This window comes from Luteimonas sp. BLCC-B24 (assembly GCF_028550595.1).
GTDB lineage: Bacteria > Pseudomonadota > Gammaproteobacteria > Xanthomonadales > Xanthomonadaceae > Luteimonas.
This window is the reverse complement of sequence record NZ_JAQQGN010000002.1, coordinates 589,128-612,258: the sequence shown is the minus strand read 5'-3', so window position 1 is coordinate 612,258 and position 23,131 is coordinate 589,128. Positions and strand designations below refer to the sequence as shown.

29 protein-coding genes, 1 tRNA gene and 1 pseudogene are annotated in these 23,131 nt (G+C 70.2%); 18 read left to right on the top strand and 13 right to left on the bottom strand.

Annotation, left to right across the window (positions count from 1 at the left end):
- The first annotated feature begins 25 nt into the window (after window positions 1-25).
- Together PQS31_RS07135 and PQS31_RS07130 are read left to right on the top strand one after the other, a co-directional pair.
- Window positions 26-1,141 carry a homoserine O-acetyltransferase gene (locus tag PQS31_RS07135; RefSeq protein WP_272761965.1) on the top strand — a complete coding sequence of 372 codons (1,116 nt, stop codon included), beginning with the start codon at window positions 26-28 and terminating at the stop codon, window positions 1,139-1,141.
- A gap of 44 nt (window positions 1,142-1,185) precedes the next feature.
- Window positions 1,186-1,788 (top strand): cysteine dioxygenase family protein, encoded by a 603-nt coding sequence (locus tag PQS31_RS07130; RefSeq protein ID WP_272761964.1) that lies wholly within the window; start codon window positions 1,186-1,188, stop codon window positions 1,786-1,788.
- Between the two features lie 43 nt (window positions 1,789-1,831).
- Here the strand turns inward: PQS31_RS07130 and PQS31_RS07125 are convergent, their stop codons facing one another.
- Entirely contained in the window at window positions 1,832-2,329 is a 498-nt protein-coding gene (locus PQS31_RS07125; protein WP_272761963.1) for a hypothetical protein, read from the bottom strand.
- A 115-nt stretch (window positions 2,330-2,444) separates the two neighbouring features.
- Here PQS31_RS07125 and PQS31_RS07120 point away from each other — a divergent pair.
- Both PQS31_RS07120 and PQS31_RS07115 read left to right on the top strand, forming a co-directional pair.
- Window positions 2,445-2,530, top strand: a tRNA-Leu gene (locus PQS31_RS07120).
- 85 nt (window positions 2,531-2,615) lie between these two features.
- On the top strand, window positions 2,616-3,431 hold the full coding sequence (locus PQS31_RS07115; protein WP_272761962.1) for an NRDE family protein: 816 nt from the start codon (window positions 2,616-2,618) through the stop codon (window positions 3,429-3,431).
- A 6-nt stretch (window positions 3,432-3,437) separates the two neighbouring features.
- Here PQS31_RS07115 and PQS31_RS07110 read toward each other — a convergent pair whose 3' ends face one another.
- The 6 genes from PQS31_RS07110 to PQS31_RS07085 all read right to left on the bottom strand — a co-directional run bounded on the left by PQS31_RS07110 (window position 3,438) and on the right by PQS31_RS07085 (window position 8,260).
- The gene (locus tag PQS31_RS07110) at window positions 3,438-3,950 is read right to left on the bottom strand and encodes a hypothetical protein (RefSeq protein WP_272761961.1); all 513 of its coding nucleotides are present in this window, start codon (window positions 3,948-3,950) and stop codon (window positions 3,438-3,440) included.
- A gap of 149 nt (window positions 3,951-4,099) precedes the next feature.
- Entirely contained in the window at window positions 4,100-4,537 is a 438-nt protein-coding gene (locus PQS31_RS07105) for a hypothetical protein (protein WP_272761960.1), read from the bottom strand.
- A 7-nt stretch (window positions 4,538-4,544) separates the two neighbouring features.
- Window positions 4,545-4,748 (bottom strand): PspC domain-containing protein, encoded by a 204-nt coding sequence (locus PQS31_RS07100; protein WP_272761959.1) that lies wholly within the window; start codon window positions 4,746-4,748, stop codon window positions 4,545-4,547.
- An 18-nt stretch (window positions 4,749-4,766) separates the two neighbouring features.
- On the bottom strand, window positions 4,767-5,831 hold the full coding sequence (phaC, locus tag PQS31_RS07095; RefSeq protein ID WP_272761958.1) for a class III poly(R)-hydroxyalkanoic acid synthase subunit PhaC: 1,065 nt from the start codon (window positions 5,829-5,831) through the stop codon (window positions 4,767-4,769).
- Window position 5,832: 1 nt separating this feature from the next.
- A complete protein-coding gene (locus PQS31_RS07090; protein ID WP_272761957.1) occupies window positions 5,833-7,581 on the bottom strand; it encodes a poly(R)-hydroxyalkanoic acid synthase subunit PhaE in 1,749 nt (582 codons plus the stop codon).
- Window positions 7,582-7,639: 58 nt separating this feature from the next.
- On the bottom strand, window positions 7,640-8,260 hold the full coding sequence (locus PQS31_RS07085) for a CDP-alcohol phosphatidyltransferase family protein (RefSeq protein WP_272761956.1): 621 nt from the start codon (window positions 8,258-8,260) through the stop codon (window positions 7,640-7,642).
- A 120-nt stretch (window positions 8,261-8,380) separates the two neighbouring features.
- On the opposite strand from PQS31_RS07085, the gene PQS31_RS07080 reads away from it, so the two are divergent.
- From PQS31_RS07080 to PQS31_RS07050, 7 genes are read left to right on the top strand one after another with little or no spacing between them, the layout of a single operon-like run.
- On the top strand, window positions 8,381-9,232 hold the full coding sequence (locus PQS31_RS07080; protein WP_272761955.1) for an SPFH domain-containing protein: 852 nt from the start codon (window positions 8,381-8,383) through the stop codon (window positions 9,230-9,232).
- Window positions 9,232-9,570 carry a hypothetical protein gene (locus PQS31_RS07075; RefSeq protein ID WP_272761954.1) on the top strand — a complete coding sequence of 113 codons (339 nt, stop codon included), beginning with the start codon at window positions 9,232-9,234 and terminating at the stop codon, window positions 9,568-9,570. The genes PQS31_RS07080 and PQS31_RS07075 overlap by 1 nt, the downstream gene beginning before the upstream one ends.
- Window positions 9,567-9,752 carry an Arc family DNA binding domain-containing protein gene (locus PQS31_RS07070; RefSeq protein WP_272761952.1) on the top strand — a complete coding sequence of 62 codons (186 nt, stop codon included), beginning with the start codon at window positions 9,567-9,569 and terminating at the stop codon, window positions 9,750-9,752. The genes PQS31_RS07075 and PQS31_RS07070 overlap by 4 nt, the downstream gene beginning before the upstream one ends.
- On the top strand, window positions 9,749-10,537 hold the full coding sequence (locus PQS31_RS07065) for an alpha/beta fold hydrolase (protein ID WP_272761951.1): 789 nt from the start codon (window positions 9,749-9,751) through the stop codon (window positions 10,535-10,537). Before PQS31_RS07070 ends, PQS31_RS07065 begins: the two co-directional genes overlap by 4 nt.
- Window positions 10,534-10,713: a DUF4177 domain-containing protein gene (locus tag PQS31_RS07060; RefSeq protein WP_272761950.1), complete on the top strand. Its 180-nt coding sequence runs from the start codon at window positions 10,534-10,536 to the stop codon at window positions 10,711-10,713. The genes PQS31_RS07065 and PQS31_RS07060 overlap by 4 nt, the downstream gene beginning before the upstream one ends.
- Window positions 10,710-11,537: a CPBP family intramembrane glutamic endopeptidase gene (locus tag PQS31_RS07055; RefSeq protein ID WP_272761949.1), complete on the top strand. Its 828-nt coding sequence runs from the start codon at window positions 10,710-10,712 to the stop codon at window positions 11,535-11,537. Before PQS31_RS07060 ends, PQS31_RS07055 begins: the two co-directional genes overlap by 4 nt.
- A gap of 28 nt (window positions 11,538-11,565) precedes the next feature.
- Window positions 11,566-12,366, top strand: a complete 801-nt coding sequence (locus tag PQS31_RS07050) for a M15 family metallopeptidase (RefSeq protein WP_272761948.1) — start codon at window positions 11,566-11,568, stop codon at window positions 12,364-12,366.
- 49 nt (window positions 12,367-12,415) lie between these two features.
- Here PQS31_RS07050 and PQS31_RS07045 read toward each other — a convergent pair whose 3' ends face one another.
- From PQS31_RS07045 to PQS31_RS07020, 6 genes and pseudogenes are all read right to left on the bottom strand, one after another.
- Window positions 12,416-13,087, bottom strand: coding sequence for a DNA-3-methyladenine glycosylase 2 family protein (locus PQS31_RS07045; protein WP_272761946.1), 672 nt, complete (start codon window positions 13,085-13,087; stop codon window positions 12,416-12,418).
- Window positions 13,088-13,090: 3 nt separating this feature from the next.
- A complete protein-coding gene (locus tag PQS31_RS07040) occupies window positions 13,091-13,450 on the bottom strand; it encodes a DUF423 domain-containing protein (RefSeq protein ID WP_272761945.1) in 360 nt (119 codons plus the stop codon).
- A gap of 107 nt (window positions 13,451-13,557) precedes the next feature.
- Window positions 13,558-14,709: a polyketide cyclase gene (locus PQS31_RS07035; RefSeq protein ID WP_272761944.1), complete on the bottom strand. Its 1,152-nt coding sequence runs from the start codon at window positions 14,707-14,709 to the stop codon at window positions 13,558-13,560.
- Between the two features lie 314 nt (window positions 14,710-15,023).
- Window positions 15,024-15,092: pseudogene (locus tag PQS31_RS07030) on the bottom strand (DNA-binding response regulator); the annotation flags it as partial.
- Window positions 15,093-15,175: 83 nt separating this feature from the next.
- Window positions 15,176-15,817, bottom strand: a complete 642-nt coding sequence (locus PQS31_RS07025) for a response regulator transcription factor (RefSeq protein ID WP_096209367.1) — start codon at window positions 15,815-15,817, stop codon at window positions 15,176-15,178.
- A gap of 26 nt (window positions 15,818-15,843) precedes the next feature.
- Window positions 15,844-17,073, bottom strand: a complete 1,230-nt coding sequence (locus PQS31_RS07020) for a sensor histidine kinase (protein ID WP_272761943.1) — start codon at window positions 17,071-17,073, stop codon at window positions 15,844-15,846.
- A 155-nt stretch (window positions 17,074-17,228) separates the two neighbouring features.
- On the opposite strand from PQS31_RS07020, the gene PQS31_RS07015 reads away from it, so the two are divergent.
- From PQS31_RS07015 to PQS31_RS06985, 7 genes are all read left to right on the top strand, one after another.
- On the top strand, window positions 17,229-17,819 hold the full coding sequence (locus PQS31_RS07015; RefSeq protein ID WP_272761942.1) for a GNAT family N-acetyltransferase: 591 nt from the start codon (window positions 17,229-17,231) through the stop codon (window positions 17,817-17,819).
- Complete coding sequence (gene minC, locus PQS31_RS07010; protein ID WP_272761941.1) at window positions 17,819-18,595, top strand: septum site-determining protein MinC; 777 nt, start codon at window positions 17,819-17,821, stop codon at window positions 18,593-18,595. The genes PQS31_RS07015 and minC overlap by 1 nt, the downstream gene beginning before the upstream one ends.
- 24 nt (window positions 18,596-18,619) lie before the next feature.
- On the top strand, window positions 18,620-19,429 hold the full coding sequence (minD, locus tag PQS31_RS07005; protein ID WP_272761940.1) for a septum site-determining protein MinD: 810 nt from the start codon (window positions 18,620-18,622) through the stop codon (window positions 19,427-19,429).
- Window positions 19,430-19,431: 2 nt separating this feature from the next.
- Window positions 19,432-19,695, top strand: coding sequence for a cell division topological specificity factor MinE (gene minE / locus PQS31_RS07000; RefSeq protein WP_272761939.1), 264 nt, complete (start codon window positions 19,432-19,434; stop codon window positions 19,693-19,695).
- Between the two features lie 9 nt (window positions 19,696-19,704).
- Window positions 19,705-20,205 (top strand): hypothetical protein, encoded by a 501-nt coding sequence (locus PQS31_RS06995; RefSeq protein ID WP_272761938.1) that lies wholly within the window; start codon window positions 19,705-19,707, stop codon window positions 20,203-20,205.
- Between the two features lie 135 nt (window positions 20,206-20,340).
- Window positions 20,341-20,916, top strand: coding sequence for a DUF1629 domain-containing protein (locus PQS31_RS06990; protein WP_272761937.1), 576 nt, complete (start codon window positions 20,341-20,343; stop codon window positions 20,914-20,916).
- Window positions 20,917-21,107: 191 nt separating this feature from the next.
- Complete coding sequence (locus tag PQS31_RS06985) at window positions 21,108-23,105, top strand: M2 family metallopeptidase (RefSeq protein ID WP_272761936.1); 1,998 nt, start codon at window positions 21,108-21,110, stop codon at window positions 23,103-23,105.
- Window positions 23,106-23,131 lie beyond the last annotated feature (26 nt).

The window sequence follows — 23,131 nt, the reverse complement described above, 5'->3', positions numbered from 1 at the left end:
CGGGCGCAGTCGCTACACTTGGCCGATGACCGAATTCATTCCACCGGGCACGCGCTTTGTCGATCTGCCCTCGCCGTTTCCGATGAAGCGCGGCGGCGCGCTGCACGGCGCACGCGTCGCGTTCGAAACCTGGGGCACGCTGGAGGCATCGCGTGGCAACGCGATCCTGATCGTCACCGGCCTGTCGCCCGATGCCCATGCCGCGTCTACCGGAGACGATCCCTCGCCGGGCTGGTGGGAGCCGATGCTCGGGCCGGGCAAGCCGATCGACACCGATCGCTGGTTCGTGGTCTGCGTCAATTCGCTCGGCAGTTGCAAGGGCTCGACCGGGCCGGCATCGATCGATCCGGCGACCGGCGCGCCGTATCGCCTGTCGTTCCCGGAGCTGTCGATCGAGGACGGCGCCGATGCCGCCGCGCACGTGGTGCGTGCACTCGGGATCACGCGACTGGCCTGCGTGATCGGCAACTCGATGGGCGGGATGACCGCGCTGTCGCTGCTGGCCCGGCATCCGGGTCTCGCCCGCACGCACATCAACATCTGCGGCGCTGCGCGCGCGCTGCCGTTCTCGATCGCGATCCGCTCGCTGCAGCGCGAGGCCATCCGCCTCGATCCGCACTGGAACGGGGGCGACTACGACGACAGCCGCTATCCCGAAAGCGGCATGCGCATGGCGCGCAAGCTCGGTGTGATCACCTACCGCTCCGCCCTGGAATGGGACGGGCGCTTCGGGCGCGTGCGTCTCGAATCGGACCGGCGCGACGACGAGGATCCGTTCGGCCTCGAGTTCGAGGTCGAAAGCTATCTCGAGGGCCATGCGCGGCGCTTCGTCCGTCGCTTCGATCCCAACTGTTATCTGTATCTGAGCCGGTCGATGGACTGGTTCGACATCGGCGACAGCATCGGCGGCTCCACCGAAGCCGGACTCGCGGCGCTGCCCATCGAACGTGCGCTCGCGATCGGTGTGCAGACCGACATCCTGTTCCCGCTGCAGCAGCAGCAACAGATCGCCGAGGGCCTGCGCGCGGGCGGTGTCGACGCGGCCTTCCTGCCGCTCGAATCGCCGCAGGGCCACGATGCGTTCCTGGTCGACATCGAACGCTTCGGCCCGGCCGTCGGCGGCTTTCTGGCATCGCTGTAGCGCCGCGGCCTGCAGGCGCGGAGCGCGCGGGCTAGACTGGGCCCATGATCCAGCCTCACACCGCGACCCTGCCCGACGTCGCGTTTCCCGGTCGCGATCGCCTGATCGCGGCCTTCGACGCCGCCGTGCTGCGCGGTGACGAGCATGCGGTCACGGCCGCGCTGCGCGATGCCATGTGCGAGGCGATCCGCGATCCGGTCGTGCAACTGCCCGCGTGCGTGCACACGCCGGTCGACGGCCACTACGCGCGCCGCGAGCTGTATCGCAGCCCGGTGCACGGCTACAGCCTCGTCGCGATGACCTGGGGGCCCGGCCAGGGCACGCCGATTCACGACCATGACGGGCTGTGGTGCGTCGAGGGCATCTGGCGCGGCACGCTCGAGATCGCCCAGTACGCCCTGCTGGAACGCGACGAGGAACGCTTCCGCTTTCTGGCGGCGACCGGCATGCAGGCCGGCGCAGGCAGCGCGGGCAGTCTGATCCCGCCGCACGAGTACCACACGATCCGCAATGCCAGCGCGGCGACGGTGGCGGTGTCGCTGCACGTCTATGAAGCGCCGATCCGGCGCTGCGCGCGTTTCGATCCGATCGGTGACGGCTGGTATCGACGCGTCGACAGCGCGTTGCCGGCCGACGCCACCGGTTGACCGCTCGGCCCTGCGCGCGCGCGATCGCGTCGCGCCGCGGGAATCACTCGTCGGCGAGCAGGCGGGCGACTTCGACGCGCAGCGTGCGGCCTCCCTCGATCAGCCACGCCTGGCCTTCGACGACGATGCCGTCGCCGACGTGGGCCTTGTCCACCAGGCCGTCCTCGATCGCGCCCCCCGATGCGGCGTCGAACCGCACCTGCTGCGGGATGTTCGAGACCGGCTGGACCGCCTCGGGGCGTACCGCGGGCGGCTGCCCCTCGACATTCGAGACGAGGTAGCCGTTCGGACACGGCGCACGCACGCAGCGGATGTTGCTCAGATGCACGCGGAACACGCCACGCGCCAGGTGGATCTGGCCCGCGGGCGGTGCCGGCACGCTCTGCAGCTCGCGCTCGGCGACCGGTTCGGCATCCGCCAGCCGCGGTCCCGGCGCCGTGGCGCAGGCCGCGGCGGTCATGGCGATCACCGCGGCGAGTCCCGAGCGCAGACCGGGCCGGCTCGGCCGGGTGGACGTCGATGGGCGGTTGGCCTTGGGCATGGGAACTCCGGACACACCGGCGGGCACCGGCCCGCGGATCATGCCTGTCCCGATGTTCGGATTGCGCAAAGACGAGCCTGGCCCTTCGCCGCGATCCGCTATACTCCGCGTCCGCGCCGGAGTGGCGGAATGGTAGACGCAGCGGACTCAAAATCCGCCGCCCTTAAAAGCGTGCGGGTTCGAGTCCCGCCTCCGGTACCAGGCCGCACGCCGGCCATGCGCGACGCACGACGCTGTGCGTTCGGACACGACGGCGCCGTCGACGCCATCGGCTAGCATCGGCGTCATGTGCCTGATCGCCATCGCGTGGAAGACGCGCCCCGACCTGCCGCTGGTGCTGATCGCCAACCGCGACGAGCTGCATGCCCGCCCGACGGCCGCAGCAGGCCCCGACCCCGAAGCGCCCGATGTGTACGGCGGGCGCGATCTCGGCCGCGGCGGCAGCTGGTTGCAGGTCACGGCGCGGCGACGGCTTGCGGCTGTCACCAATGTGCGTGCCGGACGGGACGTGGACACGGCGGCGCGCTCGCGGGGCTGGCTGGTGCGTGATTTCGTTCGCGGCGACCGCTCGGCGGGCGACTTCGCGCGTGCGCTCGAGGCCGATGCCGCCGACTACGGACGCTTCAACCTGTTGCTCTGGGACGGCGACGCGCTGTGGTTCGCAGGCAACCATCCCGGCTTCGACGCGCGCGCGGTCACCCCGGGCCTGCATGCGATGTCGAACGGCGCCTTCGATGCGCCGTGGCCCAAGAGCACTTCGGCCGCGCGCACATTGCAGCAGTGGATCGAGAGGCAGCCGCCGGGAGCCGGCATCGACCGCGACGCGGCCGCCACCGGCGAGACCGTCGACGCGCAGCTCGCGCCGCTGTTCGCGGGGTTGCGCGATACGCGTACCGCGCCGGATGCCGCCCTGCCCGACACCGGCGTCGGCCTGGCGCTCGAGCGGCGTCTGTCGCCACCCTTCATCGAAGACCCGGTGTACGGCACGCGTTGCAGCAGCGTGGTGCTGGCCGGCGCAGGCGGACTCGTGTTCGCCGAGCGCCGGTTCGCGGCGGCGGGCGGCGCGGTGGGCGCCTCGCTGGCGCGCATTCCGACCGCCTGACGGCCGTTACGGCGAGATCGCGGTGCAGCGCACCGGAGCGTCGTTCTCGAGACTCTGTTCCCAGCCGTTGGCGCTGCGCGTGGCCACGGTGTTGTTGATGCAGCTCTCGGACGCGCCCGCCTGGCGCGCGGTCACCGGGCCGGGAAGTTCGCGGCCGGGCTCGGCGCCGGCGCCGGCCGGCGTGGCGCCTGTCCACGCCGGTACCGGCTCGGCCGATGGCGCGCTCGCTGCGGGTGCCGGTGTCACCTCCGGCTCGACCGATGTCGGCGCCGGCAGGACCGCGACCGGATCGGCAGGCGGCACGGCGGCCACCGGCGTGGGCAACGGCGCGGGTTCGACGACCGGCGCTTGGGCCGGCGCCTCCGAGACCACGGGCGCAGCGGTCTCGACCGGCGCCGCCGGCCACAGCCGGGCGCTGATCCAGTTCGCCGCGAGCTGGCCGATCAGCACCGCCAGCAGGACCGGCAGGAAGAACGCCCACGGCGAACGCGGCGTCTCGAACTCACGGGAATCACGCATGACGATGGCGCTCCTTCGGTATCGGGAATGGACGCAGGGTGCGCCCGGCAGCGCCTGGATACCAGGGTCCGGACCGGCGCGCGGTGACGTCTGCGCACCGGGATCCCGCCAACGCCTGCGCGCCCCCCGCCGCGCGGGCGCTGCCCGACTCACGGCCTCGGCCACGGCCACCAGCCCCGCCCCGTCAGCGCGTAGCGGTCGGCCGCGCGTTCGAAGCGGTTGCGCACGCTCACCCCGCCGCACAGCAGGTACAGCGGCAGGAACAGGGGACCGAGCACCATGTACTGGTAGACATGGGCGCGCTCGTGGTCCGAGAGACGGATCGCCGCATCCACGCACAGGCCCGCGCGGTGCGAATACGTGGTGCAGGCCGTATCGAGGGATTCGCCGGTATGCAGGATCACGTTGCCGAACGTGATCGCGCCGCCGGGGCCCCACGGCCAGCGCTGGAACACCAGCGCATGATCGACTGCGCGCCAGTGCGGCCGCGCGCCCCGGACCATGCCGGCGAGACCGGCGACGAGACCGATCAGCGTATTGGGCAGCGTCCACAGCGCGCCCAGCGACAGGCCGAACGCACGGCGCACGGACGGATCAGCCCTCGCCTTCGGGCATCAGCAGCCACAGCAGCAGATAGACGAACACGCCTGGAAACGCGGCCGATACCACCGAAATCACCACGAACAGCGCCCGCACGACCGTCGGATTCCAGCCGAACCGGCGCGCGACACCGCCGAGCACTCCGGCGACGACGCGATCTCGGCGGGTGCGGCTCAGTGTCGGCATGGACGTGGACATACGGAGGGTTCCCGGGCGTCAGCTGCGTTGCGCGAGCCAGTCGTGGATGGCCGCCGGCACCTGGGTCTGGGCGCGGCCCGAGACGTAGATGCCGATATGGCCGCCGCGGAACGAGAGTTCCGAATAGTCCTGCGTCCCCACCAGATCGCGCAACGCGCGTGAGGCATCCGGCGGCACCAGATGGTCCTGCTCGGCGAAGATGTTGAGCACCGGCATTTCGACCAGGCCCAGGTGCACGTCCCGCTCGCCGATGACGATGCCGCCGTTGACGAAGCCGTTGCCCTGGTAGAACTGCTTGATGTACTGGCGGAAGGTCTCACCCGCCTGATCCGGCGAGTCGAAGATCCACTTCTCCATGCGCAGGAAATCCTCCAGCGCCGCCGCGTCGTCGAGAATGTCGACCATGCCGACGTACTTCTGCACCAGCAGCCGCCACGGCTTCAGCGTGAGGTAGCAGGCGTTCATCATGTCGGCGGGCACGTTGCCCAGGGTGTCGACGAACAGGTCGACATCGAGGTCGCGCGTCCAGTGCGCGAGCATGTTGTCGGCCGTGTGGAAATCCACCGGCGTGACCATCGTGATCAGGTTGCGTACGCGTTCCGGGTGCAGCGCGGCATAGCTCAGCGCGAAGGTCCCGCCCTGGCAGATGCCGAGCAGGTTGATCGCGTCCAGCCCACTGCCGCGGCGCAGATGATCGACGGCGCCGCCGAGGAAGCGTTCGATGTAGTCCTCGAGCGTGAGAAACCGGTCGGAGCGGTCGGGATACCCCCAGTCGAGGATGTAGACATCCTCGCCGCGTTCGAGCAGCCCTTTGACGATGGACCGGTTGGCCTGCAGGTCGACCATGTACGGCCGGTTGACCAGTGCATAGGCGATCAGCAGCGGCACCGTGGCCGTCGGCGCCTTGTCGCCGATGAACCGGTACAGCACGACCTTGCCGTCGCGCCAGACTTCCTGCTTCGTCGTGGCGCCGTAGTCGAAATCACCGACGTCGCGCATCGTCCGCAGCGCGGCGCCGAGCTTGTGCTGCATGTGCATCGTGTCTTCGGCGATGCGCTGGGGAGTGATCTGGAGTGTGCTCATGTCAGCGCTTCCGTCGGCCGGACTTGCCGGACGTCATCGGGGCGGGCGCCTCGGGAATCGGCGAGACGAACCCGTGATTGGGCAGCCGCCCCGCGCGCGATGGCGCCGGCGCGGCTGCGCGCGTCGCCCGCTTGGCCGGCGACGCGGACGCGCCACGGGCGGATCCGCGTCGTGAGCCACTGCCGGTGCGCGAGGCCCGTGCGGGCACGCGGCGCTGCGGGCGGGCGGTTCCGGCCACCGCATCGCGCGCCGTGGTCGCGGCGGCGACAGCCGTGCCCGTCGGCACTGCGCCCGACGCGGCTGCGGCGCGGCGACCGGTGCCGGAACGGCCAGCGGTCTTGCGGGGCTTCGCGACGGTCCTGTTCGCAGACCCCGGCGTCTTTGCCGCGGCCTTCTTTGCTGCCGTCTTTCGGGCCGGCGCTTTCTTCGCAGGCGCTTTCCCGGCTGGCGCCTTCTTCGCCGCTACCTTCTTTGCCGCTGCTTTCTTTGCCGCCGCTTTTTTTGCGGGTGCCCTCTTCGCCGCTGTCTTCGCCCCGGCTGCCGATCTCGCCGGAGTGTCGTCCGAGCCCGCGTTCGTCCTGGCAATCTTTCTGGCGCCCGTCTTCCTCGGTCCCGTCTTCTTCGCCGCCGTCTTCGACCGCGTGGTGCCGGTGACGTGCGCGGCCACCGTTCGCGACGCACCCGCTGCCGGCGAGGAATCCGTGCCCGCCTCGACCTCGGCCGGCGTTGTTCCCACGCGTGTGGGGCCCGCGGGCCGACGCGGCGGCGTCGATGCGGTCGCGGCAGGCGAACGGTCTGCGCTCGCGCCGGCATCGAGCGTTTCGATGCGGTCGCGCAGGCGCCGTACCACGCGCTCGAGATCGGCCAGCTTGCGATGCGCGCCATCGAGTTCGGTGCGGGTGGGCAGGTCGAACTGGCGGCACAGCTGCTCGATCTCGGCCTGTACCGCCTGACGCAGACGCATCTGGCCCGCCACCATCTCGGCATAGGCACTGCGGAACGGCGGCGAGAGCGCGACGTCCGCGTACGCATCCTCGGCGGCGTCGATCCACAGATCGAAGAGCGCACGGGGTGACTCGATCGGCTGGGCCGGGTCCCGCTCGCGCAGGCGCCGTTCGAAGTGTGCGAACGCATCCTGCGACGCCTGCTGCAACAAGCCCTGGAACGCCTGCTGGCTGTGCTGGTAATCGGCGAGTGCATGCGCGAACCCCTGCCAGCGCTCCTGGTGCTCGCGTGCGAGGCCGAACGTCGGCAACGCGTGCCATGGCCGGCCGCCGTCAACGGACGCACCCAGCAGCGGTGCCAGCCGCTGCATCCAGGTGTCCCAGCCCTGGAGGCCCGGACCATCGAGACCCGACAGCATCTGCGCGAAGGGGTTGGCGCCGGCACCGCCGAGCATGTCCCGCCAGGCCGCCGTCACGGCCTCGGGTGTCGCGTTCTGACCGGCCAGGCGACCGGCGAGCTGCTGCATCTGTTCGAACCACGCGCCCGCCTGCCCGTTGACACGCGCGAGCAGGTCGTCGAGGCCTCCACGCGGCGCGCCCGACTGCTGCATCCACCAGTCGCGCACGCCCTGCCACGGATCGGCCGGCGCGGCGAACGCACCCGGCATGCCGAATCCCGACATGCCCGGCGTCGTCGCCCCGGGCATCGTGCGTTGCAAGGCGTCCTGCCACGCGTTCCAGTACTGCCGCGCCAGACGTTCGAGTTCCGCGCCCGGCGCTGCCGGGCCGTGCCCACCGTTAGCCATCATCCGCTCCTGCCGCAGTCGCCCGATCATAACAACAGCCCGCGACCGCGCCGCATGCTCAGAACTTGGGAATACGGAGCGTCTTGCTGATCATCAACGAGCCCGACAACGCGAACACCAGCACCAGCGGGTGCAGCATCCACGGACCGATCTGCACCGCGCCCAGCCACAGCGCCTCGCCGATGCGGCCCTGCCACGCCGCGATCGCGAGCAGCCCCACCAGCAGCAGACTCGAAGGAATCGGCGTGCCTTCGAAATGCTTCACCTTGTCGCCGCCATCGGAGAGGGTTTCGGCAGTGACGTTGTAACGCGCCAGGCGGCTGACGCCGCAGCACACGAAATAGCTCAGCACGATCCAGTCCCAGCCGCCCTGCATGCCACAGGCGTAGGCGAGCGCTGCGGGCGCGATGCCGAACGAGATCACGTCGGCCAGCGAATCCAGCTCCCGGCCGAGCGTGGAGGCGACCTTGCGCCAGCGCGCGATGCGCCCGTCGAGCGCGTCGAACGCGAATGCCAGCGGAATCAGGGCCATGCCGGCGAGGAGGTCGCGCCGGTCGCCGTCCTGCAGGAAGCGCATCGCCGCGAACACCGCGCCGGTGCCGCAGAACGCGTTGGCCAGGGTGAACCAGTCGGCGAGATGGAAGTCGCGCAGCATCGAGAAGTGGCGTGAACGGGGCATCGGATCTCCGAGGGCGATGGGCCTTGATCGGAATGGTGACGCGTGCGACGGCGCCCGTGTGTGAGCTTGACAGGTAGATATCATTTAGATATCAATTAGCCGACTTCCAGGGGATGCGCCATGAAAGAACATTCGCTTCGCTCCTTGCCGGGCATTCCGGTGCTGCTGGCCCAGCTGCTGATCCTGGCGGGCTGCGGCTGGCTGATCGCCACCGGCGCCGGACCCGGGCCCGCGGTCGCGGTGATCGTCGGCCTGCTCACCGCGTTTTCGGCGATCGGGCTGTACATGGTGGAACCCAACCAGGCCGCGGTGATCAGCCTGTTCGGCAAGTACGTCGGCACCGTGAAGGACAACGGCCTGCGCTGGAACAACCCCTTCTTCACCAAGAAGAAGGTCAGCCTGCGAGTGCGCAATTTCGAAAGCGGCCGGCTCAAGGTCAACGAGCTCGACGGCAGCCCGATCGAGATCGCCGCGGTGATCGTGTGGCGGGTCGTCGACTCGGCCGAGGCGGTGTTCAACGTCGACAGCTACGAGAGCTTCGTGCACATCCAGTCGGAGGCGGCGCTGCGCGCGATGGCGACGAGCTACCCCTACGACCAGCACGAAGAGGGCCAGATCGCGCTGCGCAGCCACCCGATGGAGATTTCCGACCGCCTCAAGGAGCATCTGGACGAGCGCCTGACCGCGGCCGGCGTCGACGTGCTCGAGGCGCGCATCAGCCATCTCGCCTACGCCCCCGAGATCGCCCACGCCATGCTGCAGCGCCAGCAGGCCAATGCGGTCATCGCGGCGCGCACGCGGATCGTCGCCGGCGCCGTGGGCATGGTGGAGATGGCGCTCGCCGAACTGCAGAAGAGCGGCCTCGTACAGCTCGACGAAGAACGGCGCGCGACGATGGTCAGCAATCTGCTGGTCGTGCTGTGCTCCGATCGCGGCACCCAGCCGGTGGTCAACACGGGATCGCTGTACTGATGGACACGCACCACGTGGCCGCGCTGGTCTTCGCGCTGATGGCCCTGCCCTCGTTCGTGTTCGCCCGTTGGCTCGCCGGCGGCCGCCTGCCGCTGGCCGGCGACAGCGGGATGACCGTTCGCGACAAGGCCCTGCTCGACAGCCGGCTCGCCCGCCTGATGCGCATGATCGGTCTGGCGATGCTCGCCACCGCGCTCGGCGTGGGCCTGTGGGGCGACGACGAACGCCGGCTCGCGATGGTCGTCGTGGTCATGGTGCTGGCGGTGAACGGCCTGGCGGCGGCGTGCATCTGGGTGGTCGCCAGCGCGCGTCGGCAGGCGCGCGGAGGCCGGGGTTGAGCGAGAAGAAGGCCTATCCGCTGCGCATCAACGCGAGCATTCTCGCGGCCGTGCAGCGCTGGTCGGACGACGAGCTGCGCAGCGTCAACGCGCAGATCGAATACGTGCTGCGCGACGCGCTGCGCAAGGCCGGGCGGCTGCCCGCGGACGACCCGCCGGCCGAAGGCACCGCGTCCGAATGAGCACCTGGTGGCCGCGACTGCGCAAGGTCTGGGCGATCGGCGGCAGCCTGGCGCTGGCGGTCTGGGTCGCGTGGTGCGCGATCGCGTTCCAGCCGTCCGCGCTCGCGCGCGCGGCCCTGGCCGACTCGGCGCAGGTGCGCGTTCGCGCGACGGCCGATGCGTGGGTGTTCGAGCCGGTGACGCGCGCCGCGAACGCCCGCTCGCTGCTGTTCTTCCCCGGCGGGCTGGTGGACGCGCGTGCCTATGCGCCCTTGATGCAGGCCGTCGCGCAGGGCGGACATCGCGCGGTCCTGGTCCGCACGCCGTGGCGCGGGGCGTTCGGGCAGGCCGAAGCGCCGGCGACGCTCGTCGCGGCGCATGCGATCACGCGGACGCTGGGCGGCCCGTGGGTCGTCGGCGGGCACTCGCGTGGCGGCAAGGCGGCGGCCGCCTATGCACAGCGGTATCCGGGCGACGTCGATGCGCTGGTGCTGGTGGGCACCTCGCATCCGCGTGACATCAGTCTGCGCGATGCGCCGTTCGCGGTGATGCAGGTGCTGGGCGACCGCGACCCGATCGCCAGCCTGGCGCGCGCCGACCGCAACCGCCATCGCCTGCCCGGGCACACGACGCGCCGCGTGCTCCACGGCGCCAATCATTCGCAGTTCGGCGACTACGGCTTCCAGCCCGGAGACCGTTTCGCACACATGCCGCGGAATGCGCAGCGCGCGGCCACGGCGGCGGCCTTGCACACGGCGCTCGCAGGCGGCGCCCCCTCTCTTTCCCCGATGGACGCACGACGATGACGACACGCTGGCAGTACAAGGTCGAGACGGTGAAGCTCGGCTCCCTGGGCAGCCTCAAGCCCGAGCGGATCGAGGAGAAGCTGCAGGCGCTGGGACTCCAGGGCTGGGAGCTGGTCAACGCCGTGCACGCCACGCAGTGGGGCCCCACCCTGCTCTTCATGAAGCGGCCGGCATGAGTGCGCTCGAAGCGGCGCGACCTCGGCTCCGCCAGGATCTGCGCATCGCGGTCCTTCTGGCCGCGGTCGCGGCCCTGGCGACGGTCGCGGTGTTTCCGTATCTGCTGCAGGTCGCGCCGGGACGCTTCGACGCCGTACCGGTTCCACTGTGGGCGCTGATGGCGATCCAGGCTCTGCAGATGTTCATCGTGATCGCCTTGCTGGCCTGGGCCGGGCTGCGCATGGGCCATCGCATCGGGTTCGGCAGCCCCTTGCTGCAGCGCTGGATCAACGACCACGCGGCGCCGCCGATGCGGGCGCTGCGTCCCGGGCACAGCGCGATGCTCGGCGCGGGCGCGGCGGCGGCGATCCTGCTGCTGTCCTCGGTCCTGGATCCGTGGCTGCTGCCGCCGGCCAGCGTGGACATGCAGGACATCGCGGGCGCCCGCAGCGCGCTGTACGGCCTGCTGGCGTCGCTCTACGGCGGCATCGTCGAAGAGCTGCAGCTGCGGCTGTTCCTGATGACCCTCGTCGCCTGGAGCCTGACCTGGCTGATGCGCCGCGGGCGCGGCTTCGACGGCCGCGTGTCGCCGGCGGTCGCATGGGTCGCGATCGGCGTCGCGGCCCTGCTGTTCGGCGCCGGCCATCTGCCCGCGGCCGCCGGCATCTGGGGCCTGGATGCGGGCGTGGTCGTGCGCACGGTGCTGCTCAATGCGATCGGCGGCGTGGTCTTCGGCTGGCTGTACTGGAAACGCGGCCTGGAGATGGCGGTGCTGGCGCACTTCGCCGCGGACATCGTGCTGCACGTGCTGGTGCCGCTGCTGATGCCGCGGACCATCCTGTAAGCGGCGTCGCCCAGGCTAAGCTGACGGCATGGGTCGTTCGCATCCCCGCATTCTGCTCAACACGCGACAGATCGAACTCTGGCCGGCCGATCTGCTGCGCGCCCGCGGCAATCACGATGCCCGCGTGCTCGCGCGCGCGCGCTGGGTGCTGCGCCGCAAGCGCGATGGCCGCTTCCTGGCCGCGGCCCTTCCCGAGGGCCTGGCGACCCTGCTGCCCGGCTGGCAACACGACACGTGTGCCGACGCCGCATTGGATCTGCTCGATGCCCATGGGCCGCGCGGAAACGCACCCGCCGCCGGCCTGCTGCCGGTCGACGACCTGCAGGCGCGGCTCGATACGCTCGGACTCGACGCCGATGCCTATGCGGCGCGCACCGGCCTCGCGCTCGTCCCCGAGCCGGCGTGGCTGGCGTTCGCCGGCTTCGATCGCTACCGGCGGCCGCTCTGGCTCACGCCGGCCGCGGCGCGGGCGTGGGCGCATCTGCGTGAGGCGGCGCGACGCGACGGCATCGCGCTCGATGCGGTGTCCGGCTATCGCAGCCACGATTACCAGCTCGGCATCGTCGAGCGGAAACGGGCACGCGGGATTGCGCTCGACGCGATCCTCGCGGTCAACGCGGCCCCCGGCTTCAGCGAGCATCATGCCGGCACCGCGCTCGACATCAGCACGCCGGGCGAGCCCGCTGCCGAGCCCTCGTTCGAGACGACGCCGGCCTTCGCCTGGCTGCAGCGCAATGCCGGGCGTCACGGGTTCGGGATGAGCTATCCGCGCGACAACCCGCACGGCATCGTCTACGAACCCTGGCACTGGAACCACCGCGACGCCTGAGCGGCACGGGTGTTTCCGGCCCGGCACGCACCACGCACCGCGGCGTCGCTCACTCCTGCGAGCGCGGCGTCGAGACCGGGACCGCGCCCCCGGCATCGGCCACCCGCCACAGCGTCAGCGCCGCCAGCGAGCGCCAGGGGCGCCAGACGGCACCGCGCGTCGCCAAGGCCTTCGCCGTCGGGAGTTCCTCCAGCCCGTCCACACGCTGCAGGCCCTTGCGCACGCCCAGATCGTCCACCGGCAGCACGTCGGGCCGCCCGAGCCGGAAGATCAGCATCATCTCCACCGTCCAGCGTCCGATGCCCCGCACCGGCGTCAGCGCATCGACGATGGCGTCGTCGTCCATCCACGCCATGCGCCGCAACGACGGAATCTCCCCGGCCCGCTCGCGCCGCGCGAGATCGCGCAGCGCCATCGCCTTGTTGCCCGAGACACCGCATGCGCGCAGCGCGCGGTCGTCGATGCGGTCGAGGCTGTCGGCGTGCAGACGCGGACAACCGGTCGCGGCCTCCACCCGGCCGACGATCGTCGCGGCCGCTTTGCCGCTGAGTTGCTGGTAGAGGATCGCGCGCGCCAGCGCATCGACCGGATCGAACGGTCGTCGCCAACCCGCGGGCGCCAGCTGCGGTCCCAGCCGCCGCATCCAGACCGCGAGTGCGCGGTCGCGCGCCAGATGCGCGTGCGCGCCGGCCAGATCGAAGCCGCGCACATGATGCGGCATCGCTCAGCGTCGCAGCGCCGCGAGGGCGTACAGCAGCCAGCCGAGCATCGTCAGCCCGCCGCCCCAGGGCGCGAACATCGACGGGCCGTCCAGCAGGTGGCGCGACACCAGCGCGCCCGCGAACAGCAGCGTCCCGAGCAGGAGCGCGAACAGTCCCAGCTTCGCGAGTCCGTCCCGTTCTCCCCGCGCCAGCGCGGCCAGTGCCAGCCCATGGCCGAATGCATAGACCGCCGCGGTCTGCAACGCCGCACGCGCATCACCGTCCACGCCGTGCCCCGCGTAGGCGGCCAGCGCGACCGCCATGCCGGCGAGCAAGGCACCGCACGCGGCCAGCGCCGCCGCTCCCCCTTCCGACCTGCGCATCCCGTTCCCTCGCATGACGGACGCACGCGGCGCCCGTCCCTCCAAACGAAACACGCCGCATCCAGATGGATGCGGCGTGTGGTCTACATCGTCACGGGCGGCCGGCGTTACGGCTGCGCGCGCAGCGTCCAGAACACCTCGAACTCGCCGTTCTCGGTGAAGGCCGCATCGATGCCGTTGCGATAGAACTCGTACGGACGGTCGGTGACCTCGTAGCCCTGGGTCAGCGCCCAGGCGCGGACCGCGTTGCGGACGTTGTCGAGTTCCGCCATGAAGCCACGGTAGTTGGCCTTCGCCGCGCGGCCCGCCTGGGTGCGCACGTAGGTCACCGGACCCAGCAGTTCCAGACCGGTCAGCTCGGGGGCGTCGGTGGTGGCCGACTCGACCGGGGCGGCCGCGACCTCCTCACCTTCGGCAGCGGGCGCGGCCGGCGCAGCGCCACCGGTGCCACGCGTGCGCACCGGCAGCGCGATGTCGAAGGTGTAGGTCTCACGACCCAGTTCGGTGGTGATCACCCGCAGCGGACCGGCCGCTTCGAGATTGTTGGCCGCCATCGTGCGGTTGATCCACTCCAGATTCGACTTCATCGAATCCTGGATGATCTGGTTGTTGCGCTCGACACCGCCGGCGCTGACCAGCAGCAGGTTCTCCACCGGGCGGTCGACGGCCGCCAGATCGGTGAGCGTGCTGCCCTCGACGCGGTAGTCGACGTTCGGCACCGACGCCAGCATGTTGCCCATCTGGCCCAGGCCGAGCTTCATGTCGTCACCGACGTTGCGGCTGACGTACAGACCCGCGAAACGACCGAGCAGATCCCAGCCGTAGTCGACGTTGTAGGTCTGGGTGATCTCGATGTTGCGGTTGTTGCGACCCGTCGGACGCAGCACGAAGGCCATCGTCTTGTTGTTGCCGCGCTGCTGGTTCTCGAGCGCGTAGACCACGCGGGTGTCGGGCACCGACTCGGTGATCTCCCAGCTGCCCTCGCCGATACGGCTGTCTTCGGAGCTGTACTCGATACGGGCGCCGACGCCGGCATCCGGACCGGACACGCGGAGCTGCACGGCGGGGTCGTAGCGCGGGATCGCCGACCAGTCCTTGAAGCGGCGGACGCTGTTGATCGTATCGAAGACGATCGACTGCCGACGGTTGGTCTCGACCGATTCGGTCAGCGTGCGGCTGGAGGGAAGCAGTACGGCGACCACCAGGAACAGCACGGCAACGATGACACAAGAGATCAGCAGCTCAAGCAGACGGGTCATTCAGGGTTCTCCAGGACCAATTCCGGCCCCACGGGCGCAGACCCGCAATCGTAGCAAGTTGCGCGATGACGAGCGAGTCTGGAAATACTCGCATGGATGGGCCGCGACGCCGGATGTCCATCGGTGGGCAGCCGGCGGGCATCCGGCCGCACTGTCGGCCGCACCGTGTCCGCCATCGCGGCGCGGCGATGACGGTCCGGCGTGCCCGCGGCGGGACGGACCACGCGCGCGCGCCGCCGGCTCGGACGGCGGACAGGCCCGCTCACGGCCGCTTCTTCGCGGCACTGCGCTGCGGTGGGCGGGACATCCTGCGATCAGACCAGTTGCAGCTCGAACGCCTTCAGAACCGCCCGGGTGCGATCGCGCACGCCGAGCTTGGACAGGGTGAGCACGGCCCGCGTGCGAGGCACCGCCTCGCGGGCCGTGGGACCGCCCACCGCGCGGCGGTGGGCCGGCCGTCCTGCCGTCAGACCAGTTGCAGCTCGAAGGCCTTGAGCACGGCCCGGGTGCGGTCGCGCACGCCGAGCTTGGACAGGATGTTCGACACGTGGTTCTTGATCGTGCCCTCGGCGACGCCGAGCGAGTTCGCGATCTCTTTATTGGAGAAGCCGCCGGCCATCAGGCGCAGGATCTCGGTTTCGCGGTCGGTCAGCGGGTCCGGCCGGTCGAGGCTGACGAAGTCGTTGCGCATCTGCTCCAGCCCGGTCAGCAGGCGCTGGGTGACGGCGGGCTGCACCAGTGATCCGCCGGCGGCCACGGTGCGGATCGCGCCCACCAGCTGGTCGAGCGAGACGTCCTTGAGCAGATAGCCTTTCGCCCCGGCCTTGATGCCGGCCAGCACGAGCTGGTCGTCGTCGAAGGTGGTGAGAATGATGGTCGGCGGCAAGGCCCCGGCGCGGGCCAGCGCCTGCACCGCCTCGAGGCCCGACATCGCCGGCATGCGCATGTCCATCAGCACCACGTCGGGCTGAAGACCGGGAATCAGATCGACGGCCTGGCGTCCGTCGGCCGCTTCGCCGACGACCTCGATGCCGCCGTCGAGCGCGAGCAGCGAGCGGATGCCCTGGCGGACTAGGGTCTGGTCGTCGACCAGGCAGACTCGGATCATGGTGCCTCCCGTTGGCTCGCGCGCGTTCACGGCGGATCGGTCGCGGTGGTGTCCCCGGCCACGATCCCCGGCGCAGCATCGCGCACGCGGCCGTCCTCCGCCAGCGGCAATTCCAGGCGCAGGATGAAACCGCGGTCCGGCGCCGTATCGACCTCCAGGCTTCCACCGTAGGCCGCCAGCCGCTCGCGCATGCCGTTGAGTCCGTTGCCGGCACGCGCACTCTCGGCGCCGCGGCCGTCGTCACGGGCATCGAGCAGGACCGACGCGTTGTTGCGGGTGTAGCGCAGGCGCAACAGGCTCGCCCCGGAGTGGCGGACCGCGTTGGTGATGATCTCCTGGGTGCAGCGCAGCAGCACGTGGGCGCGCTCGGGGTCGTCGACGAGGAACTGAAGCGGCATTTCCATGTCCACCCGGAGACTGGGCACGTTCTCGGCCAGCGGCAGCAGCGTGGCGCGCATGTCGATGGCATCGTCGTCGCGCAGTTGGCTCACAGCCTCGCGCACGTCGCTGAGCAGCAGCTTGGCCAGCGTCTGGGCCTGGCCCACGTGCTCCTGCGCCGGCCCCGAGGCCAGATGGCTCGCGATCTCGAGGTTCAGGCTCAACGCGGTGAGGTGGTGGCCGAGCAGATCGTGCAGTTCGCGCGAGATGCGGGTGCGCTCGTTGACCCGCACGCTTTCCGCCAGCAGCGCACGGGTGGCGCGCAGCTCGGCATTGAGCCGGCGCTGGTCCTCGCGCGCCTGGGCCTGCTGGCGCGCCACGAGACCGGTGACGAAGACGAAGCCGGTGAAGCCCACGTACAGCGCGGCCTGCAGCACCGCCTCGGCGAGCGTGAAATCCAGGCCGCGTACGTACACCGGCACGATCACGAACTCGCAGGCCACGAGCAGCGCCACCCCTATCCAGACCGGCAGCAGCCAGGGCAGCACGCAGGCGACCACCATCAGCAGGATGCTGCCGAGGCCGGTCTGGCTGTAGTAGCTGATCCCGATCGCACTGCCCACCAGCAGCAGGAGCAGCAGTTGGTCGAACCTGCCGATCCGGCGCTCGCCCAGGCCACGGGTCAGCCAGCCGTAGCTGAGTCCGAACACTGCCCAGGCCGTCCACGTGGGCCAACTGTCGAGGACGGCGCGCTGCCCGCCCTCCCCCAACTGCTCGACAGGCGCCATCGTCACCATCAGCAGCGGCAGGCCGATGACCGCCCAGGTGAAGAGGCCGGCGATGCGCAGCAGGCGGTTGTGGTTCAGATGCCGGATCATGGCGGCATGTTAGGCGCAGGCTCGCCGGCGGCGGAGGGCCTGAAGTCATGCCAGCCGTCGACGCCGGTGGCCGGCATGCAATAATCACGCCCTGCGACGCACCCCGGCCGACCGACCGGTGCCCGCGTCCCAAGGTCCGCTTCATGGAGTCTGGAATGTCGATCGTCGTCCGCGACGTGCGCGAGCACGAGCTGGATTCCATCCTCGAACTCAACAACGCCGCCGGCCCCACGATCCTGCCCCTGGATGCCGCCCGCCTGCGCCGCCTCTACGAGGGCGCCGAGTACTTCCGCGTCGCCGAGCGTGACGGTGGGATGGTCGGATTCCTGATCGGCTTCGGCTCGGGCAGCACCCACGACAGCAGCAACTACGCGTGGTTCGGCAGCCATTACCCCGATTTCTTCTACATCGACCGCATCGTGGTCGCGAGCCGTCGCCGCGGCGGTGGTGTCGGGCGTGCGTTCTACGCCGACGTGCAGAGTTTTGCCGAGGTCCGCTATCCGCTGCTGACCTGCGAGGTCTTCATCGAACACGAGAACGACCCGGTGCGTCTGTTCCACGGCAGCTTCGGCTTCCGCGAGGTCGGCCAGCACGTCATGCCGGGCACCGACATCCGCGCCTCGATGCTGGTCAAGGATCTCTGCAGCTATCCCTGGGTGCGCGAAACCTACGGCGGCACCCTGCCCGACGTGGACTGGCTGCGCCGCCGTCAGGTCGCCGGCACCGCCGACGGAGCACACCGCTGATGGCCGGGCAGCCCGCGGGCAGTACCGCGACGTTCGAGCAGGCCGGCGAGCTGAAGATCGGCCAGGTGGGCATCGCCAACCTGCGCATCCGCACGCTCGACGTCGAGCGCCTGGGCGCGGAAATGCGCGACCGCGTGAAGCGCGCGCCGAAACTGTTCGAACGCGCCGCCGTGATCCTCGATTTCGGCGGGCTCGCCGCCACGCCCGATGTCGCCACCGCCACCGCGCTGATCGACGCGTTGCGCGACGCCGGCGCGTTGCCGGTCGCCCTGGCCTGGGGCAATGCCGACAACGCGGCGCTTGCCGAGGCCCTGGGCCTGCCGCTGCTGTCGAAGTTCCGCGCCCAGTACGAAAGCGCCGACACCGGCGCCGCCGCCCCCGTTCGCGCGGCGCCCGCGCCCCAGGCCGCCGCACCCGCACCGGCGCCGCCGCCGGCCGCAGCGGTCGAACCCGGCCTGATGCAGACCACCGCGGTGCGCTCGGGGCAGCAGCTCTACGCACAGAATCGCGACCTGACCGTGCTGTCCCAGGTCGGCGCCGGCGCCGAGGTCATCGCCGACGGCTCGATCCATATCTACGGCCCGCTGCGCGGACGCGCGCTGGCCGGTGCGAAAGGCAATACCAGCGCCCGCATCTTCTGCCGCAGCTTCCAGGCCGAGCTCGTGGCCGTGGCGGGCCAGTACAAGGTGCTCGACGACATTCCACGCGAACTCCATGGCAAGGCCGTCCAGGTCTGGCTGGAGCATGACGAATTGAAGATCGCCGCACTCGAGTGACGGCGACATACCAGGAGATGTGTTTTGGCTGAGATCATTGTGGTCACCTCGGGCAAGGGCGGCGTGGGCAAGACCACCAGCAGCGCCAGCATCGCGATCGGCCTCGCCCGGCAGGGCAAGCGCACGGCGGTCGTCGATTTCGACGTGGGCCTGCGCAACCTCGACCTGATCATGGGCTGCGAGCGGCGCGTGGTGTACGACCTGGTCAACGTGGTCCAGGGCGAGGCCTCGCTGAAGCAGGCCCTCATCAAGGACAAGCGCTTCGACAACCTCTACGTGCTGGCCGCGTCGCAGACCCGCGACAAGGACGCGCTGACCACCGAGGGCGTGGAGCGCGTGCTCAAGGAGCTGGCCGACGACGGCTTCGACTACATCGTCTGCGACTCGCCGGCCGGCATCGAAAAAGGTGCGTTCCTGGCGATGTACTTCGCCGATCGCGCGATCGTGGTCGTCAATCCGGAAGTCTCGTCGGTGCGCGACTCCGACCGCGTCATCGGCCTGCTGCAGTCCAAGACCCGCCGCGCCGAGAACGGCGAACGCGTGCAGGAGCATCTCCTGCTCACGCGCTACAGCCCGGCGCGCGTGGAGACCGGCGAGATGCTGTCGATCGCCGACGTCGAGGAAGTGCTGGGCCTGAAGACGCTCGGCGTGATTCCCGAATCCGGCGACGTGCTCAACGCCTCCAACAAGGGCGAGCCGGTGATCCTGGCCGCCGAGTCGAATGCCGGCCAGGCCTACGACGATGCCGTCGCCCGCCTGCTCGGCCAGGAGCGCCCGATGCGCTTCACCACCCACGACAAGAAGGGCTTCTTCAGCAAGCTGTTCGGAGGCTGATGATGGGCATGTTCGATTTCCTCAAACCGAAGAAGAACACCGCCACGATCGCCAAGGATCGCCTGCGCATCATCGTGGCCCAGGAGCGCACCAACCGGGGTGCGCCGGATTATCTGCCGCTGTTGCAGCGCGAACTGCTCGAGGTGATCCGCAAGTACGTCAGCATCGACGTCGACGCGGTGAAGGTGGACCTGGTCAAGGACGGCGATCACGACGTGCTCGACATCTCGGTCGCCCTGCCCGAAGAGCGCGCCGCGAACGCCTGAGCCGCCCTGATGGAGCCGCACGCACCTGCAGCGCCGGGCGCGGCGGCCGTGATGCGGCTGCGCGACATCGGCTTCGACGCCCCGCGGGCCCTGCTCGCCGGCTATGGACTCACGCTGCACGCCGTCGCCGATGCCATGCCGATTCCCGGCAGTTTCTGGGGCGACGACGAGGCCGGCATCATCGGTCACGACGTCTACGCCCGTGCCGACACGCCGGTGCATTCGCTGCTGCACGAGGCCGGACATCTGATCGTGCTGCCGGCCGAGCGGCGCGCCTCGGTGCACACCGACGCCACCGACTCGGTGGAGGAAGAGGACGCGACCTGCTATCTGCAGATCGTGCTCGCCGATGCCCTGCCCGGCGTGGGGCGCGACCGGCTGATGGCCGACATGGACGCCTGGGGCTACACCTTCCGCCTGGGCTCGGCGCGCGCGTGGTTCGAGCACGATGCCGCCGATGCACGCGACTGGCTGATCGCCCGCGGCCTGCTGCCGGAACTGGCCGCGTGATGGAACGCTCCGGCGCGCATCGGCAGGACGTGGCGCACGCGCCGGCGATCGCGCGCAGCAACGCCCGGCGCCGACGTCGCGCGGGGACGTCGTTGCGATGGTCTCCGTGAGCCGCCCGCAGCGGTGTCCGCACCGATGAGTTCCTACTGGATCATGCTGAGCGAGCGCTCGCACGACCTCGAACTGTCGATCGACGGCACGCCGACGGTTGTCGAGGCGCTCGATCTGCGCTTCGACGTCGGCGTGCACCAGGCCACGCCCGGCGCCGCGATCGATGTGGACTTCGAACCGTTCCCGGATGCGCGGATTCCCGACAATATTCCGGCGTACGGGTGTCGCGGCCTGCTGGTCAACAGCCGGGTGCGGGCGGTGTTCGAGGGCGTGGAGCTGGACAACGTGCAGTACGTCGACGCGCGCCTGGTCGATGCGCGCAGCGGACACGTCGTGGCGCCGCTGTGGATCGCCAACGTGCTGGGCCGCGTGCGCGCGGTGGATCGGCAGCGCTCCGATGTGACCTGGTACCGGGACGGCGCGATCCAGTTCATCGACAGCCTGGTGCTGCGCGCTCCGCCGGCCGGAGGCTGGGGCCATCTGGTGCGGCTCGACGAATACCCGCCGCTCCTGCTGGCGAGCGATACGCTCAAGCGCGCGCTCGAATCGGCGGGCATCACGGGTTTCACGTTCTCGCATCCCGAGGCGTTCTCGCTGTAGCCGGCCTCGCCGCCGGCCCTGCACCGGGCTCGCCCGCGACGGCCGCGGCCCACATCCGGTCGAGAGCGCAGAGAATGCCGCGCGCACGGTCGACGCTCCCGCCCTGCCCAGCCCGGCGCCGACCGCGACACTTGCGGCGCGCATCCGGCGCGCACTAGCCTCCGGGTTCCCAAGCCAGACCGGATGCCGTCGTGAATCCTCGCCACGCCCTGCTCGCCCTTGCCGTCGCCGCGAGCCTGACCCTCGTCGCCTGCAACCGCGCGCCGACCCCCGACGCCGACGCGCGGTCCGACGCGGCCGCTGCGCCCGAGGGCGAGACCGCCGACCAGTTCATCGCGCGCGTCAACGCCGAGCTCGAGGCGATGATGCCGGAACTCACGGCGTCGCAATGGCTGTCCTCGACCTACATCAACGACGACAGCCAACTGCTCGCGGCCAAGTACAACGAGCGCTACCTCGCCCAGCTCAACCGCTGGATCGAACAGGCCCGCCGGTTCGAAGGCCAGACCATGTCGCCCGACACCGCGCGTGCGATCAATCTACTGAAGCTGGGCGCGTCGATGCCGCCGCCGCGCAATCCCGAGCACCTCGCCGAACTCACGCGCATCGCATCGAAGATGGAAGGCACGTACGGCGCGGGCCAGTACTGCACCGGCGAGGGCGAGGCGCGCCGCTGCCGCCAGCTCGGCCAGCTCGAGGACGTGCTGCGCACCAGCCGCGACTACGACGCGCAGCTCGACGCCTGGCAGGGCTGGCACAGCATCGCCCAGCCGATGCGCGCCGATTACACGCGCTTCGTCGAACTCGTGAACGAGGGCGCGCGCGACCTCGGTTTCGCCGATGCCGGCGAGGCCTGGCGTTCGGGCTACGACATGCCGCCGGCCCAGCTCGCGGCCGAGACCGATCGTCTCTGGGGCCAGGTCAAGCCGCTGTACGAGCAACTGCACTGCTACACCCGCGCGCGCCTGGACGCCCGGTATCCGGGCCGCGGCACCGTGGACGGCGGTCTGCTGCCGGCCCATCTGATGGGCAACATGTGGCAGCAGGACTGGGGCAACCTGTGGGATGTGCTGCAGCCTTATCCCAACGCCGGCAGTCTCGACGTCACCGGCGCGCTGGAGCGGAACTACCAGACCCTGCTCAACGAGCAGATGGTCAAGGAGAACGCGCTGATCGACTCCGACCGCCGCGCCGACGTCGCCCAGGCGGCGCTGCTGGAGAACGCCAAGCGCATGAACCGGCGCGCCGAGGACTTCTACGTGTCACTGGGCATGCCGCGGCTGCCGGACAGCTTCTGGACGAAGACGCAATTCATCAAACCGCGCGATCGTGACGTGGTCTGCCACGCCAGCGCCTGGGACATGAACATGGCCGGCGACGTGCGCACCAAGATGTGCACCAAGCCGAACGAGGAAGACTTCACGACGATCTACCACGAGCTCGGCCACGTCTATTACTACCTGGCCTACAACGGACGTCCGCCGCTGTTCCAGAACGGCGCACACGACGGTTTCCACGAGGCGATCGGCGACACCATCGTGCTGGCGATGACGCCGCAGTATCTGCAGTCGATCGGCCTGGTCGGCGAGCAGCAGCAGTCGCAGGAATCGCTGGTCAATTCGCAGATGCGCATGGCGCTGGCCAAGGTGGCGTTCATGCCGTTCGGCCTGATGATCGACCGCTGGCGCTGGGGCGTGTTCGACGGCTCGATCACGCCCGAGACCTACAACAGCGCGTGGTGGTCGCTGAAGGCGCAGTACCAGGGCGTGGCTCCGGCCAGCGCGCGCGGCGAGGAATTCTTCGACGCCGGTGCCAAATACCACGTGCCCGGCAACACGCCCTACACCCGCTATTTCCTCTCGCACGTGCTGCAGTTCCAGTTCTACAAGGCGCTGTGCGATGCGTCCGGCCACACCGGCCCGCTGTACGAATGCAGCTTCTACGGCAACAAGGCAGCCGGCGAGAAGTTCTGGGCGATGCTGGAAAAGGGCAACAGCCAGCCGTGGCAGCAGACGATGCGCGAACTCACCGGCGGCGAGCAGATGGACGCCGCGCCCGTGCTCGAGTACTTCGCACCGCTGCAGGCCTGGCTGACCGAACAGAACGAAGGCCGCAGCTGCGGCTGGACGGCGCCGGTCGCGACGCAGTCGCCGGCGCCGCAAGCGGCCGCCGCTGCGCCCCCGGGCTGACGCACGGTCGATCCGGCCAACTGACC